The sequence below is a fragment of the Prevotella sp. khp1 genome, assembly GCF_900102205.1.
GTDB classification, from domain to species: Bacteria; Bacteroidota; Bacteroidia; order Bacteroidales; family Bacteroidaceae; genus Prevotella; species Prevotella ruminicola.
This window is the reverse complement of the sequence record NZ_FNJZ01000002.1, coordinates 697219-713387: the sequence shown is the minus strand read 5'-3', so window position 1 is coordinate 713387 and position 16169 is coordinate 697219. Positions and strand designations below refer to the sequence as shown.

Genomic DNA, 16169 nt, shown 5'->3' with positions numbered 1-16169 from the left:
AGCAATAAAACGTATATAAATATGAAGCAAATATTTCCATTATTTATAGTATTAGTAACGCTGCTATCATGCAGCCCTGGCAGCGATATGCTTGAAACAGGTGACCCACATCTCGACCCTTCTGACCAATCATCCCTCGATTACACTTTCAAAGGTGTATGGATGGTTGACAACGTGAAAGGCAACGAGACTTATATACGTACTGTATTAGGCTTTAAAGGCGAAAACTACGTAGCTTGTGCGGATTATCCTTACGCAGCTATCATGGAGAAATTCCTGCCTGAGGTAAAGGTGGCCAAGCTTTCGGCTGAAGCACCCTATGGCAACACACCAACACCCGAAGAAGAGCTTTGGATGCAGACCCTGATTGACTATCGAAACGGAAGTTGCCTGGAGTCGACCCTCGCCGTTCCTTATCGCATTATCGGCATATCAGATCTATCGTTCTATCTGGAGATGATGCCCAGCGAAACATATAGCACCATATACCTGCCATTTGTTGTAACCAAGGATGACGGCACGCTGATGGCAGTAGTGTTGACGATAGCACCTACCGAATCTACCGCTTTGCTTGATCGTAGTGGCGCATCGTTCACAAACATACTAACAGTAACGCAGATAGAAACCATCATCGACGGGCAGAAGGAAATTCAAAAGCTCAATCCCACGATGCAGCTCAAGTTCACCAGTATCGAAAGAGTTAAGTAAAAAGAAGTGGAGAACGAACAGCAACTGCTATCAGCCATCAACCAAGGCGATCGTGCTGCCATGAGGCAACTCTACGAGCGCTACAAGGGCTATGCCATGTCAATCGGACTAAGGTATATAGCCGAAGTGAGCAACGTGGAAGACGTGGTGCAGGACAGCTTTGTGACCATCCTTACCTCTATCGGCAAGTTCGATTACCGAGGTGAGGGTTCGCTGAAAGGCTGGATAGGCAGGATTGTTGCTAATAAGGCCTTTGATTTTGTGAAACATCATGAGCGCATGACGTTTACCGATGTCATCCCTGATACACAGGACGAAGAGCCAGAGATAGAACGGATACCGCCCAATGTGCTGACGGCAATGATTGCCAAGCTACCTACAGGCTACAGAATGGTACTAAACCTGTATGTGTTCGAGCATTGCTCGCATCGCGAAATAGCCAATAAGTTAGGTATCAAAGAGAGTTCATCCTCCTCACAGCTGTCGAGAGCGCGACAGATACTCACCCAAATGATAACAGATTACATCAAACGACACGAGATATGAAGCAAGAAGAATGGGCCGAAAGGCTTAACAACCACCTGAAAGACTGCCACCAGGAGCCATCGCGCGACTTGTGGGAGGGCATTGAGGCTTCGCTCGATAAGCAGGCTAAAGGTCAGACGCGCCACATAGCTCTGCGTCGTTGGATGATGGCAGCTGCTATCATTGGTGTGCTGTTTGGTGGTGCCTATCTGATGTGGCATAACAAGCCCGTACAGTCACAAGTGGCACAGGTTAAGGCTACCAATCATGCCGATAAGGAAGAAGCACCCGTAGCCACCCAAGCAGATATCACCCCAGATGCAGCAGTAAAGGCTCCAGAGAAACTAGTTGCTCAGGTAGTAACAGCAGCAAAAGCAGTTACACAGATAGCAGAAAATGCTATGCAAACAGAAAGCGAAGTTCCTGGAACTACAGAGAAGGCCACACAGCCCGATGAAACGGCTAACAAGCCCAAGGAAGATACACCAAGTCCACAGGTACATCACCCTCTGTCAGCAAAGCCTAAAGCATATTCTCATGCGAAACATCAGCAGCAAAAGCCGATGCGCCTTACCATGGGCCTGTTTGCTCAGGGTAACACCAACGATATGAACAACAAGAATGCGGTGATGATGAACCCGCAGTTGATGCATCGCGTGGCTGCAACGCGTGCTTTTCTAGCAGATTACGAAGAGCAAGAGAGTCACAACCAGCCCATATCGTTCGGTCTTTCTGTTGGATATCCACTCAATAGCTGGTTGTCGCTCAGTTCGGGTTTGGTTTATACCAAGCTGAATTCAACCTTTACCACCCTGATGCCCAACCATCAGATACAGCGCCATCAGAAGCTCCACTACATAGGCGTGCCCCTTAACCTGCAGGCCCACCTGTTGCAATGGCATGGCATCAGTCTTTATCTTACTGCAGGCGCCCAAGCCGACTGGAATATCAAAGCCGAATCGAATACCGATGGAGTGAATCAGGTAATGGACAAGGATCGCATGCAGTGGTCGATAGGTGGCAGTTTGGGATTGGCCTACCATATCATCCCTCAGCTGAGTCTGTATGCCGAGCCTGGCATTCGGCACTATATAGATAATGGTAGTACTATCAATAATTATTTTAAAGATAAGCCTACGAGTTTCAATCTACAGTTGGGACTCAGATTCGACTTTAACTCACCAAAATGAAGAAACTATTATTACTCTCACTACTTACCCTCTCTTTGACGGTAAGCGCACAAACCAGCGAAAAGCCCGCCAGAAGTATCTCAGCAGAGTTTCTTGGTGCACACTTAGGATATGGCATCAACTACGACTCGCGATTTAAAGGTAACGAAGGTACTGGCTATCGAGTTGGATTAAGCTATTCCCATCTTTTTCCAGGACAAGACCAAGAAACGCATGGTGTGGCCGTCCCTTTAGAACTAAACTACCTCTTCGGTAGCAAAGTGTTGAAATTTGAGCTGGGAGGCGGTAGCACGGTTGGCTACTATCATACAAGAAATTTTGCGACAGCCCCTGATCACCCAGAGGAAATAAAAAATCGTATCGGTTTTATTCCATTCCTGAATGCTGGTATCAGATTACAACCTAAGCGTGGCCTAACACTACGACTGGGAGTTACCCCCATCTGGGCCATATTTCCATACCCTTACGTCAGCGTAGGCTATGCCTTTTAAACAACAATCCCCGCCTGTTGGGCGGGGATCGTCATATTATTATAAGCTAAATTACTTCAGCAGATTCATTGTATCGGTAGCAATCATCAGCTCCTCGTCGGTTGGGATGACAACAACCTTCACCTTTGAGTCATCGGCAGAGATGATGGCCTCTTCGCCACGAACGTTGTTCTTCTCGTCGTCGAACTTAACACCCAGGAACTCCAGGCCCTTGCAAACCTCAGAACGCATAGAAATCTGGTTCTCGCCAACACCGGCGGTGAACACAATCACATCAACACCACCCATGGCAGCAGCATAAGCACCGATATACTTCTTAATACGATAGAAATACATCTGCTGAGCCAGTACAGCCTTTGGCTCACCAGCCTTAGCAGCGTTCTCTACGTCGCGCATATCGCTCGAGCCACCAGTGATACCAGCTACACCACTCTTCTTGTTGAGCAGGTCGCTCATACCATCAGCGTCGAGACCCAGCTTCTTCTCCAAGAAGGTGACAGCACCACCGTCGATATCACCAGCACGAGTACCCATGACCAGACCCTCGAGTGGGGTAAGACCCATTGAGGTATCAATACACTTGCCATCCAGAACAGCAGCGATAGAACCACCATTACCGATATGGCAGGTAATCATCTTAGTACCCTCGGCCTTGATACCCAGGAACTCGCAAGCACGAGCTGATACGTAACGGTGAGAGGTGCCGTGGAAACCATAGCGACGCACACCGTACTTCTCGTACAGATCGTAAGGGATAGCGTACATATAAGCCTTAGCAGGCATGGTCTGATGGAAGGCGGTGTCGAACACACCTACCTGAGGCAGACCTGGCATCAGCTCCTTAACAGCATTAACACCCTTCAGGTTAGCAGGGTTGTGCAGGGGAGCCAGATCAGAGCACTCCTCGAAAGCCTTCAGAACCTCGTCGGTAAGAATCACGCTCTTATTAAACTTCTCGCCGCCATGCACCATACGGTGACCTACAGCGTCGATCTCCTTCAGATCTTTGATCACACCGATTTCGGGATCGGTAAGCAGAGAGAAGATAAACTTAACACCCTCGGTATGCTCGGGGATATCGTGCATAATCTGCTTCTTCTCGCCATTGGCCAGCTTTACCTTTACAAAGGCATTGTCCAAGCCTACACGCTCAGCACCACCACTGGTCATCACGCTCTTATCGTCCATGTTGTACAGGGCGTACTTGATAGATGAAGAGCCACAATTCAATACAAGAATCTTCATATTTAATGTTTAATCTTTTAATCGTTTCTTTAGTACGCTTGCCTAAGCAAGAATGTTTAATGTATTACTTCTTTGCATCCATTGCCTGACAAGCAGTGATAGCAATCATGTAATAGATGTCGTCGATAGAGCAACCACGCGACAGGTCGTTTACAGGACGTGCAATACCCTGCAGGATAGGACCGATAGCGATAGCATCGCCCAGGCGCTGAACCATCTTATAACCAATGTTACCTACCTCGAGGTTAGGGAATACCAGTACGTTAGCCTTACCAGCGATATCAGAACCAGGAGCCTTCTTAGCACCTACTGATGGAACCAGAGCGGCATCGGCCTGCAACTCACCATCAATCTTGAGTGCTGGATCGAGTTCCTTAGCCAAGCGAGTAGCCTCAACTACCTTATCTACTACCTCGTGCTTAGCAGAGCCCTTTGTTGAGAAGCTGAGCATAGCCACACGTGGCTCAGCAAAACCAGCCACGCTCTTAGCAGTCTGAGCGGTGCATACAGCAATCTGTGAGAGCTGAGCAGCATCTGGCATTGGGGTAACAGCTACGTCGCCAACTACCAATACGCCATCCTCGCCATACTGCTTCTGCTTAGAGATGAGCAGCAAACCACCACTTACACAGGTGATACCAGGCTGGCACTTGATAATCTGCAGGGCAGGACGCAGTGTATCGCCAGTAGTAGAGAGTGCACCAGAAATCTGACCATCGGCACCTTCGGTCTTGATAATCATACAACCCAGGTACAGAGGATTCTTAATGAGCTTACGAGCCTCCTCGATAGTCATACCCTTGCTCTTGCGAATCTCAGCCAGCTTCTCAGCAAGCTCTTCGCTCTTGTCGTAGTTTTCAGGGTCGATCAAGGTTGCCTTACCAATGTTGGTGAGTCCCTTCTCCTTGGCCAGAGCCTCAACCTTAGCAGGGTTACCAATCAGGATGATGTCGGCGAGGTCGTCGGCCAGAGCCTTATCGGCTGCACAGAGTGTACGCTCCTCTTCTGCCTCAGGGAGCACAATGCGCTGCTTATCACTTTTAGCACGCGCTACAATTGAACTTAATAGATCCATAACTTTGATTTGTTTTAAAATGTTATTTATATGAATTCTTTATTGTTCTAATTCTTTGGTGAGGATACTCTCCAGTTCCTCGGCCGAGAGACGCAGATGGAACTCGCCTTTAACAGCGACAGAGATACCACCCGTTTCCTCGGATACAACGATGGCCACAGCATCGCTCTCTTGCGATACGCCCATGGCAGCACGGTGTCGCAAACCCAACTCCTTTGGGATATCCATATCGTGACTTACCGGCAGGATACAACCTGCGGCCTTGATACGTTTCTTGGATACGATCATGGCACCATCGTGCAAGGGTGAGTTCTTAAAGAAGATGTTCTCGATGAGTCGCTGATTGATATTGGAGTCGATCTGATCGCCGGTCACAGCTATCTCGTCGAGTGGCATCGCACGCTCTATCACGATGAGCGCACCTACCTTGCCACGACTCATATTCATCGATGCCATCACAATAGGCATGATAATCTCCTTAAGTGCCTTCTTATCATCTTCGCCCACATCCCTTGATGTAAATAGTTTGGCAAATGCCCGCATACGACGGTGGGCACCTACGTTATAAAGGAACTTACGGATTTCGTCCTGGAAAAGTACGATGAGCGCGATAACACCCACACTCACCAGCTTATCAAGTATCGAGCCAAGCAACTTCATCTCGACCACCTGCGACACGAACAGCCACGTAATCACAAACATCAGAATGCCTATGAACACGTTAAGCGAACGTGATTCGCGCATCAGCCTGTAGATGTAGTAAAGTATCATAGCTACAAGCAGGATGTCGATGAAGTCCTTTATGCCAAACTCGAAGAACATGTTTATTTTGCGATTTGACTATTTAACGATTGCACCATTTTTACGCATTCTACGGCCTGACGTACATCATGCACTCGGAGGATGTGAGCCCCCTTCATGAGCGAGATGGTGTTAAGCACCGTAGTACCATTGAGCGACTCCATAGGCGTAGTACCCAAGAGTTTAAAAATCATCGACTTACGCGAGATGCCTACCAACAGGGGCAGTTCCATCACGTGCAGACGCTCCATCTGGTTCATAATCTCGTAATTCTGCTCCAGCGTCTTACCGAAACCAAAACCAGGATCAAGAATGATATCGCAAGCACCACAATCACGCAACTGCTGTACCTGTCGGGCAAACGACATCAGCATGCTTTTCAGCGTGGGCTGCTGCGACATTAATATATAAGGTACGCGTAAGCGCGACACTAACCGGTACATGGTCTCGTTGCCTTCGCTCACATCGTTAATGATATCGGCACCAAACTCCTCAACCGTCATATGGGCCACATCGGGACGGAACGTATCTACCGAAATAATGGCATCGGGCAACTCACGACGGATAATCTTCAAACCAAAACGCAGGCGCTCCATCTCCTCGGCCTCCGACACCTCGGTGCCACCAGGACGGGTAGAATAGCCACCCACATCAATCATGCTGGCACCTTCTTCGATAATCTGATGACAACGCTGCACAATTTCAGCCTCAGTCTGCACTCGGCTCCCTGCATAAAAAGAGTCGGGCGTAACGTTCAGGATTCCCATCACCTGCGGGGTGCTGAGATCCACTAATTTGCCTCGAATTTGAATCGTTTCGTTCATATCGCCCACAAAGATACACATTTTTTTTGGATTAAGAATCCTGAATTAAGAATTTTCACTATCTTTGCACCAAAAATAACGAAGTTTATGGATATTAAGGAACTATACAAGCTGTATGAGCAGCATCCGTGCATCACAACCGATAGTCGTGACTGCCCCGAAGGAAGCATCTTTCTGGCACTGAAAGGTGAGTCGTTTAATGGTAATAAGTTCGCCTTGCAGGCACTCGAAAAAGGCTGTGCTTATGCCATCGTAGATGAAGACGTGGCCAACGATCCCCGCATCATCAAGGTTGACAACTGTCTGCAGACTTTCAAGGACCTGGCCCGCGAGCATCGCCGCCAGTTCGATATCCCCGTAATCGGTATCACAGGCACCAACGGCAAGACCACCACCAAGGAGCTTATTGCCGCTGTGCTCTCACAGAAATACAATGTGCTCTACACCCAGGGTAACTTTAACAATGATGTAGGTGTACCCAAGACGCTGTTCCGTTTGAACAAGGAGCACGAAATAGCCGTGATTGAGATGGGTGCCAGTCACCCTGGCGACATCAAGACGCTGGCTGAGACCGCTGAACCTACTTGCGGACTGATTACCAACGTTGGTCGTGCCCACTTGCAGGGCTTCGGCTCGTTCGAAAGTGTGATTAAAACCAAATGCGAACTTTACGATTTCCTGCGCAGTCGCGAGGACAGCCTTATCTTTATCAATGCCGACAACGAGCACCTGATAGATCAGATTAGCGACGACGAGGAGATGTGGTTATCACCCTACTCTACCGATCCCGACAACCAGTACTCGTGCATCAGCGGCGAGGTATTGGAGTGCAACCCATTCCTGAAGTTCCGTTGGCGCGAGCCTTTGATGGTACTCGAAGAAGAAGGTCGCAGCACCAAGTGGCACAAGGTACAGACCAAGCTGATTGGATCGTATAACATCGACAACCTGCTGGCAGCCATCGCCGTAGGTATCAACTTTGGTGTAGATCGCAAAAAGATTGTAGCCGCCCTCGAAGCCTACGAGCCATCCAACAACCGCAGTCAGATGACCGTTACCGAGAAGAACCATCTGATAGTAGATGCCTATAATGCCAACCCCTCATCAATGCAGGCTGCCCTCGAGAACTTCAAGATTATGCAGGCCGACAACAAGATGGCCATCCTTGGTGCCATGCGTGAACTCGGCGAGGTATCGGCCGAGGAGCACCAGCATGTGGTTGACTACCTGAAAACATCGGATATCAAGACTGTATGGTTGGTAGGCGAAGAGTTCGAGGACACCCAGTGCGACTTCCGTAAGTTTAAGGATGTAGAGGAGGTAAAAGCCGCCATCGCTGCCGAACAGCCAACAGGCCATTACATTCTTATCAAGGGTTCAAACAGCACAAAGCTCTATCAACTGCCCGAACTACTGTAAAGCATTGAACATTGACCATGGAACATTGAACATTGAGTTTCAAAGGTTACATTGTGTGGACTTGCCTGCTAGGGTTGCTAATGATTAGTTGCGGAAAGCAGAGATATCAAGACGAGAGCCTTGAGCAGAGTAATGGTGTGTACTACTGGTGCACCGACTTGCATCTCGATTCTACCGAGCGTGCCTTCTTAAAGCAACACCATATTAATAAGGTATATTGCAGATATTTTGATGTAGTGATGAGCGATGATGGTACTGAGCCCAAGCCCAATGCCACCATCGCTTTTACTGATACATTTCCAGCCGGCATCGAGCTCATACCCACCGTTTATATTACCGAGGACTGTATGCACAAGCCCCACAAGGACCTGGCCGAAAAACTGGTGAAACGCATTATGCAGATGAACGAGACCAACCACATCGGCAACGTTCACGAGATACAGATTGACTGCGATTACACCTCAAAAAGTCGCGCCACCTATTATCTGTTCCTCGAAACCATCAAATCACAACTGTCAACTATCCACTATCAATTGTCAACTACCATCCGACTGCACCAGCTATCAATGCCCGTGCCGCCTGTGGATTATGGTGTGCTGATGGTTTACAACACGGGCGATCCACGTAAGTGGCAGGAACGAAATCCCATTCTCGACTATCGCGATGTGTATCCATACCTTAACAAGCTGGCCCAGTATCAGTTACCCCTTGCTGCTGCCTACCCAGTTTACCAATGGATACGCAACATACAGAACGTAAGGATAGAGCATACCGTTGAGGCGGCCGAGATATTGAAAGTAAAGAAAACCTTAGAAAAAGAGCGCCCCAGCCTAAGCAAGGCTGTCATTACCTATCATTTGGAAACAGATAACATTAACAGATATAAGACCGAGACCTATGAAGAGATTTATCATCATTAGCCTTTTATGTGTACTCGCCATGCCCATGATGGCATGCTTGTGGTGGGACACCACCAATTCCTATCTGTTCAGCATGTACGAACAGAAGAACTTTAAGAACCGTGTGGAGCGTATCTGCAACGACAACTGGAAAGCCTATCTCGGATCTACCGAGGAGTACTTCTGGTTTAATGCCGACGATGCCATCAAGGCCGCCCGAAAGAAAGGCGATGTCCTGATGGTGAGCTACCTACAGAACCTGAAGAAATACCTGAACTGCGTAGATATTGAACAGCGCAAGCAATACGAGTGGAACTACCCCACTCCTCAGGACATAAACGCCCAGAAACGCGACCTGCAAACGGTACGCACCTATGCCATTGGCAAAACCAAGACCAAACTGCGCTCGCAGCATGCCTTACTCTATATGCGCTGCAACATGTTATTGGGTCGCCATCAGGACAACATTAACTTCTGGGAGCAAACAGCCAGCAAGTTCATCGAGACCGTATATAAGGATATGATGAAGAACATCTATGCCGGTGCCCTGTATAAGAGCGGTCGCACAGCCGAAGCTGGCGAGATGTTTGCCGAGATGGACGACTACGAGAGTTTGATGACCATCTATTATAAGAAACGCTCGTTCCAGGCCATCAGTCAGCAATACCAGCAGAACCCCAATGCCAAGGTGCTGCCATTCCTGTTGCAGGACTTTGTAAACAATGCTCAGGAAGCTGAAGATGCCAAGACCGAAGGAGCTTTGGGCGGTAAGCTCTTTATCCGCGACATTAACCAGCAGGAGTCGGCTCAGATGCAGCAGTTCTGTCAGAAAGTGGTACGCGAAGGTAAAACCGAAACACCCATTATGTGGCAGAGTGCGAAGGCCTGGCTCGAATACCTGGCAGGCAAGAAACAGGAAGCCCTGAAAGATATCAACACCGCCATGCAAATGGAAGGTACCCAGCGTATGAAGGATAATGCCCGCGTGTTGAAGTTCTTCATGACTACCGCCACAGCTAAACCCAGCGACAGTTTTGACACGTATTTTACCGAAGAGCTGACATGGCTGCAGTCTAAACAGCAAACAGCCGACGGATTCTTTGACAGTGCATTGCGACGAATCTCGTATCAGGCTATCGTGCCCCACTATCAGAACAAACCCGAGCAGCAGTTGGCGCTGATGATTATCACCAACAACACCGATTACATAGAGCGTATGGAAACCATGCCTGTGGCCGACCTGGAGAAGTTTTTCTATTACACCAAGGCACCAGGCGACAAGCCCTTCGACCAGTTCCTGCAGCGCCAGTTCCAGATCAACGATTCATCGTACATCGAGCTCATCGGCACCAAGTACATGCGCTTAGCCAAATGGGACAAAGCCATCGAGTGGCTCAGCAAACTGCCCCTGAAATACTATAACTATCACCACAGTCAAGAGTACCTTTATTATTCTACAGCACGCAAGTACGATGTTGAACCTTGGCTAACACGCCAGTGGCTTGATAGCAGCAATGCCTACAAGCGCGAGCAGAAGTGGAACAAAAACATCAAACTCGAATTCTGTAAGGAGATGCAGACCATGGAAAGTTCGCTGAACCTATTGCAAGACAAAGCTCTCGACCAGCGTTATTACGACCTGGCCGTACGCTATGCCCAAGCCAGTTTGAAGGGCGACTGCTGGTGGCTGCTCCGCAGCTCGAAGAACATCTACGACTCGGTACGTGTAAACGAGATTGACTTTGGCGCTAAAGCTGCGGAGCTGTTGCAGAAGACAACCATGACAAAGGATAAGAACCTGAAGATGAAAGCTATGTTTGCCCTGGGATGGCAGGAACTCTATAACGCCACACCAGGTGCCAAGCTGTGGACCAGCAATGAATGGAACGAGCAGGCAGCCGACTATATCAGGCAGTATAACCGCGAATCGTGGCAGTTCCGCGCCTTCCAGAATCTGTACAATATGGTTGAGAATATGACCAACAAACCAGCGTACATTACCAAGTGCGATGAGTACGACCAGTTCCGTCAATACTACAGTAAGCATAAATAAGGGATTTAGTAAAAATTATCCCTTTTCGTGCACGTATTTCAAAAAATAGATGTACCTTTGCAGGCGATTCTTCGGAATCACCCGCAAAATCGGGATGTAGCGCAGTTGGTAGCGCACTACGTTCGGGACGTAGGGGTCGGGCGTTCGAGTCGCCTCATCCCGACCTAGAGCAAGAGAGGTGACTGTGTAAAACGGCCACCTTTTTTATGGCTTTATGTATAAATTTTCGTCCATAAATGCATTTTTTTGCGTTTTTCCTTGGATATTCCGCTAAAATTGAATAAATTTGCACCCCGTAAGTTAGAAACGTTAGAAACAAAACTGAATATTATGGCAGAAACATTGGAAGTGAAGGAGCTTGACCAAGTGGTTGTACGCTTCTCTGGTGACTCCGGCGACGGCATGCAGCTTGCTGGAAACATCTTCTCTACGGTCAGTGCCACCGTTGGTAACGGCATTTCAACATTCCCCGACTATCCAGCCGACATCCGCGCCCCGCAAGGTTCGCTCACTGGTGTATCAGGTTTCCAGGTACACATCGGTGCTGGTAAAGTTTACACCCCTGGTGACAAGTGCGACGTGCTCGTAGCCATGAATGCAGCCGCGCTAAAGACACAGTATCGTTACGCCAAGCCCGGTGCAACGATTATCATCGACACAGACTCATTCGGTCCTAAGGATCTGGAGAAGGCCCAGTTTGCTACCGAGGATTACCTCGGCGAGATGGGTATCGACCCCGACCGTGTGATCCAGTGCCCTCTCACTACCATGGTTAAGGATTGTCTGGCCGACAGCGGTATGGACAACAAGGCTATGCTGAAATGTAGAAACATGTTCGCGCTCGGATTGGTTTGCTGGCTCTTCGATCGCGACCTGAACCTCGTAGCTAACTTCCTGCGTGAAAAGTTTGCCAAGAAACCTGCTATCGCCGAGGCTAACATCAAGGTGATTCAGGCCGGTTGGGACTACGGTCACAACACACACTCAAGCGCTATCAATGTTTATCGCGTGGAAACCAAGGAGAAGACTCCTGGACGCTATATGGATATCACCGGTAACAAGGCTACCGCTTACGGCTTCATCGCTGCTGCCGAGAAGGCTGGTCTGCGCCTTTACTTAGGTTCTTATCCTATCACCCCTGCCACCGACGTACTGCACGAGCTCAGTAAGCACAAGTCGTGCGGTGTCATCACCGTACAGTGCGAGGATGAGATTTCGGGCTGTGCCTCGGCTCTCGGTGCTTCGTTCGCCGGTGCACTGGGTGTTACCTCAACCTCTGGTCCTGGTGTTTGCTTGAAGAGCGAGGCCATGAACCTGGCTGTGATTATGGAGTTGCCACTCGTAGTACTCGACGTACAGCGTGGTGGTCCTGCTACTGGTCTGCCAACCAAGAGTGAGCAGACCGACCTGCTGCAGGCTCTGTTCGGACGTAACGGTGAGAGCCCCATGCCCGTGATGGCAGCCACCAGTCCTGCCGACTGTTTCGACGCCGCTTACCAGGCTGCCAAGATAGCTTTGGAGCATATGACACCTGTAGTACTGCTTACCGATGCTTATATCGCTAATGGTTCTGGTGCCTTTAAGCTGCCCGAGATGGCTAAGCTCGATGCCATCAATCCTCCTTATGTTCCTGAGGAGCTGAAGGGTAAGTGGACACCATACATGCGTGCCGAGAACGGAACCCGCTACTGGGCTGTTCCTGGTCGCGAGGGCTTTGCTCATATCCTGGGTGGACTGGAGAAGGACTCTAACACAGGCGCTATCTCTACCAACCCTGAGAACCACGATCTGATGACTCGTCTGCGCCAGCAGAAGATTGACAATATCCAGGTGCCCGACCTTGAAGTTGACGGCGACGCCGATGCCGACCTGCTGATTGTTGGCTTCGGTTCCACCTACGGTCACCTGCACTCAGCTATGGATGAGCTGAAGGCTAAGGGCTACAAGGTAGCTCAGGCTCAGTTCAAGTATCTGAACCCACTGCCAAAGAACACTGCTGCCGTTCTTACTAAATATAAGAAGGTGGTAGTAGCCGAGCAGAACATGGGTCAGCTGGCTGCTTACCTCCGCATGAAGGTTGACGGCTTCGTACCTTACCAGTTCAATCAGGTTAAGGGTCAGCCTTTCGTAGTAGAAGAGTTAGTGAACGCATTCGAGGACATTTTAAAGAAGTAAACTATTATGAGTTATACAGCACAAGATTTTAAGAAAGGCCAGCCTCGTTGGTGCCCTGGTTGCGGCGACCACTTCTTCCTGGCTTCACTCCATAAGGCTATGGCCGAGATTGGCGTAGCTCCCGAGAACGTAGCAGTCATCTCTGGTATCGGCTGTTCAAGCCGTCTGCCACACTATATGGCTACCTACGGCATGAACACCATCCACGGTCGTGCCGCTGCCATCGCTACCGGTGCCAAGGTAGCTAACCCCAACCTGACTGTATGGCAGGTATCAGGTGATGGTGACGGACTGGCTATCGGTGGTAACCACTTTATTCACGCCAACCGTCGTAACATCGACCTGAACATGATTCTGCTCAACAACCGTATCTACGGTCTTACCAAGGGTCAGTACTCTCCTACCTCACCCCGTGGCTTCGTATCTAAGTCGAGCCCTTACGGTACCGTAGAGGATCCTTTCCGTCCTGCCGAGCTTTGCTTCGGTGCCCGCGGTCACTTCTTTGCCCGTTGCGTGGCTACCGATGCCAAGGGTACTGTTGAGGTTCTGAAGGCTGCTTACGAGCACAAGGGTGCCAGCGTAACAGAGGTTCTGCAGAACTGCGTAATCTTCAACGACCATTGCCACGATGTGGTTTACAACAACGAGGGTCGTAAGAAGAACGCCATCTATGTAAAGCACGGTGAGAAGTTGGTATTCGGCGAGAACAACGAGTTCGGACTGGTACAGCAGGGCTTCGGACTGAAGGTAGTTGAGATAGGCAAGGATGGCTACACCATCGACGACGTACTGGTACACGACGCTCACTGCGAGGACAACACTCTGCAGCTGAAACTCGCCATGATGACACCCGAGGATGGATTTCCCATCGCCCTTGGTGTGATTCGTGATGTTGAGGCTCCTACCTATAATGATGCTGTGCATGCACAGCTGGCCGAGGTGGCTGCTCAGAAGAAGTATCACAACTTTGAAGAGCTGCTCGAGACCAACGACATCTGGACTGTAGAATAACCCGCGAGTTTTGCAAACTCCACATATCAATCATCCCCATGGCAAATCGTCGTGGGGATGATTTTTGTGTAAAAATACACTCATTTATCGTTTTTTCTCTCAACTATAAAACTAATTTCTCAATAAATGATTATCTTTGCGCTCGATTTTTACTTAAAACCAAATATTAAATAATAACTTATAACATATGTTTCACATTTACGAAGGATTTCATCTTGTTGAGGCGTATCACAAAATGCGTCACAATCGTAAGTACTATCCTGCCGATGGTACCAAACGAGCTATTAAGATTGCACTTGTAGCTCTCATTACTCTGTTACTTTGGAATATGCCTGCCGAATGGTATGGCATCCAGAACCTTACCGTCATTCAGCAGCGCATCATCGCTATCTTCGCGTTTGCTACACTCATGTGGGTTTTCGAGGTTGTCAGCTCGTGGGCCACTTCGGTAGCCATCATTGTGTTGATGCTTCTATTCTGCACAGACAGTGGTATCCTACCCATGGTGAACGAAGAAGAAGTAGGTAAGTTGCTTAGTTACAAAGGTGTGATGGCCACCTTCGCCGACCCAGTGATTATGCTGTTTATCGGTGGATTTGTGCTGGCTATTGCTGCCACCAAGACCGGTCTCGATGCCCAGTTGGCCAAGGTGCTGCTGAAGCCTTTCGGCACACGCAGCGAGATGGTGCTCTTAGGATTCCTGCTCATCACCGGTTTGTTCTCGATGTTCGTATCTAACACAGCTACAGCTGCCATGATGCTGACATTCCTCACACCTGTGTTCCACCAGCTGCCTCCCGAGGGTAAGGGTCGTGTAGCCCTGGCCATGAGTATCCCTGTAGCTGCCAACCTGGGTGGTATGGGTACCCCTATCGGTACACCTCCAAACACCATCGCCCTGAAATACCTGAACGATCCTGAAGGTTTGAATATGGGTCTGGGCTTTGGTCAGTGGATGATGTTCATGTTCCCACTTGTTATCCTGCTGCTGTTCATCAGCTGGCGCATCCTGCTCAAGGCATTCCCATTCACACAGAAGACGATTGAGCTGAACATCGAGGGTGGTATGAAGAAGGGTTTCCACTCTAAAGTGGTTATCATCACCTTCTTTGTTACCGTAGCTCTCTGGTTGCTCGACCGTGTTACTGGTATCAACTCATATACTGTGGCTATGATTCCCTTTATGGTGTTCGCCCTGACAGGTGTGATTACCAAGCGTGACCTGGAGCAGATTAACTGGAGTGTGATCTGGATGGTGGCCGGTGGTTTCGCACTGGGTTACGGTCTGAACGCTTCGGGACTGGCAGCTAACGCTGTTGAGAGCATCCCCTTCGGCGAGTTCTCACCACTGCTCATCCTGTTGATGGGAGGTGCTATCTGCTACCTGCTCAGTAACTTCATCTCTAACTCGGCCACAGCAGCACTGTTGATGCCTATCCTGGCTATCGTTTGTGGTGCCATGGGCGACAAGCTGGCTCCTATCGGCGGTACACCAACCGTACTGATCGGTGTAGCCATCGCAGCCTCATCGGCCATGATTCTGCCTATCTCTACCCCACCAAATGCTCTGGCATTTGCTACAGGCTATGTGAAGCAGAATGATATGGCAAAGATGGGTATTGTAATGGGTATCATCTCTATGGTATTAGGCTTCGGTCTGGTTTACCTGATGGGAACACTCCACTTGATTTAATTCTAGATTTTTAGGCACGGATTACACGGCTTAAATAAAATTTAAGACACGGCTTTAGTT

At 49.1% G+C, this 16169-nt stretch carries 14 protein-coding genes and 1 tRNA gene; 11 read left to right on the top strand and 4 right to left on the bottom strand.

Annotation, left to right across the window (positions count from 1 at the left end; all coding sequences use genetic code 11):
* Nucleotides 1-21 precede the first annotated feature (21 nt).
* From BLR73_RS08720 to BLR73_RS08705, 4 genes are read left to right on the top strand one after another with little or no spacing between them, the layout of a single operon-like run.
* On the top strand, nucleotides 22-708 hold the full coding sequence (locus tag BLR73_RS08720) for a hypothetical protein (RefSeq protein ID WP_143010915.1): 687 nt from the start codon (nucleotides 22-24) through the stop codon (nucleotides 706-708).
* A gap of 6 nt (nucleotides 709-714) precedes the next feature.
* Nucleotides 715-1254 (top strand): RNA polymerase sigma factor, encoded by a 540-nt coding sequence (locus BLR73_RS08715; RefSeq protein WP_091861109.1) that lies wholly within the window; start codon nucleotides 715-717, stop codon nucleotides 1252-1254.
* The gene (locus BLR73_RS08710; RefSeq protein ID WP_091861106.1) at nucleotides 1251-2423 is read left to right on the top strand and encodes a porin family protein; all 1173 of its coding nucleotides are present in this window, start codon (nucleotides 1251-1253) and stop codon (nucleotides 2421-2423) included. The genes BLR73_RS08715 and BLR73_RS08710 overlap by 4 nt, the downstream gene beginning before the upstream one ends.
* A gap of 35 nt (nucleotides 2424-2458) precedes the next feature.
* On the top strand, nucleotides 2459-2914 hold the full coding sequence (locus BLR73_RS08705; protein WP_143010914.1) for a hypothetical protein: 456 nt from the start codon (nucleotides 2459-2461) through the stop codon (nucleotides 2912-2914).
* 51 nt (nucleotides 2915-2965) lie between these two features.
* Here the strand turns inward: BLR73_RS08705 and BLR73_RS08700 are convergent, their stop codons facing one another.
* The 4 genes from BLR73_RS08700 to folP all read right to left on the bottom strand — a co-directional run bounded on the left by BLR73_RS08700 (nucleotide 2966) and on the right by folP (nucleotide 6859).
* Nucleotides 2966-4159, bottom strand: a complete 1194-nt coding sequence (locus tag BLR73_RS08700) for an acetate kinase (RefSeq protein ID WP_091861101.1) — start codon at nucleotides 4157-4159, stop codon at nucleotides 2966-2968.
* 64 nt (nucleotides 4160-4223) lie between these two features.
* Nucleotides 4224-5234 (bottom strand): phosphate acetyltransferase, encoded by a 1011-nt coding sequence (gene pta, locus BLR73_RS08695; protein ID WP_073044860.1) that lies wholly within the window; start codon nucleotides 5232-5234, stop codon nucleotides 4224-4226.
* A 39-nt stretch (nucleotides 5235-5273) separates the two neighbouring features.
* On the bottom strand, nucleotides 5274-6056 hold the full coding sequence (gene cdaA / locus BLR73_RS08690) for a diadenylate cyclase CdaA (RefSeq protein ID WP_013064034.1): 783 nt from the start codon (nucleotides 6054-6056) through the stop codon (nucleotides 5274-5276).
* A 2-nt stretch (nucleotides 6057-6058) separates the two neighbouring features.
* Nucleotides 6059-6859 carry a dihydropteroate synthase gene (gene folP, locus BLR73_RS08685; protein ID WP_091861098.1) on the bottom strand — a complete coding sequence of 267 codons (801 nt, stop codon included), beginning with the start codon at nucleotides 6857-6859 and terminating at the stop codon, nucleotides 6059-6061.
* An 87-nt stretch (nucleotides 6860-6946) separates the two neighbouring features.
* Between folP and murF the strand changes: the two genes are divergently transcribed.
* The 7 genes from murF to BLR73_RS08650 all read left to right on the top strand — a co-directional run bounded on the left by murF (nucleotide 6947) and on the right by BLR73_RS08650 (nucleotide 16109).
* The gene (gene murF, locus BLR73_RS08680) at nucleotides 6947-8278 is read left to right on the top strand and encodes a UDP-N-acetylmuramoyl-tripeptide--D-alanyl-D-alanine ligase (protein WP_091861095.1); all 1332 of its coding nucleotides are present in this window, start codon (nucleotides 6947-6949) and stop codon (nucleotides 8276-8278) included.
* 80 nt (nucleotides 8279-8358) lie between these two features.
* The gene (locus tag BLR73_RS08675) at nucleotides 8359-9198 is read left to right on the top strand and encodes a hypothetical protein (protein ID WP_091861091.1); all 840 of its coding nucleotides are present in this window, start codon (nucleotides 8359-8361) and stop codon (nucleotides 9196-9198) included.
* Nucleotides 9176-11230, top strand: coding sequence for a hypothetical protein (locus tag BLR73_RS08670; RefSeq protein WP_143010913.1), 2055 nt, complete (start codon nucleotides 9176-9178; stop codon nucleotides 11228-11230). The genes BLR73_RS08675 and BLR73_RS08670 overlap by 23 nt, the downstream gene beginning before the upstream one ends.
* A 90-nt stretch (nucleotides 11231-11320) precedes the next feature.
* Nucleotides 11321-11393 (top strand) — tRNA-Pro (locus tag BLR73_RS08665).
* Between the two features lie 167 nt (nucleotides 11394-11560).
* Entirely contained in the window at nucleotides 11561-13405 is a 1845-nt protein-coding gene (locus BLR73_RS08660; protein WP_091861313.1) for a 2-oxoacid:acceptor oxidoreductase subunit alpha, read from the top strand.
* A 3-nt stretch (nucleotides 13406-13408) separates the two neighbouring features.
* A complete protein-coding gene (locus tag BLR73_RS08655) occupies nucleotides 13409-14416 on the top strand; it encodes a 2-oxoacid:ferredoxin oxidoreductase subunit beta (protein WP_091861084.1) in 1008 nt (335 codons plus the stop codon).
* Between the two features lie 187 nt (nucleotides 14417-14603).
* Nucleotides 14604-16109 (top strand): SLC13 family permease, encoded by a 1506-nt coding sequence (locus BLR73_RS08650; RefSeq protein ID WP_033150751.1) that lies wholly within the window; start codon nucleotides 14604-14606, stop codon nucleotides 16107-16109.
* Nucleotides 16110-16169 lie beyond the last annotated feature (60 nt).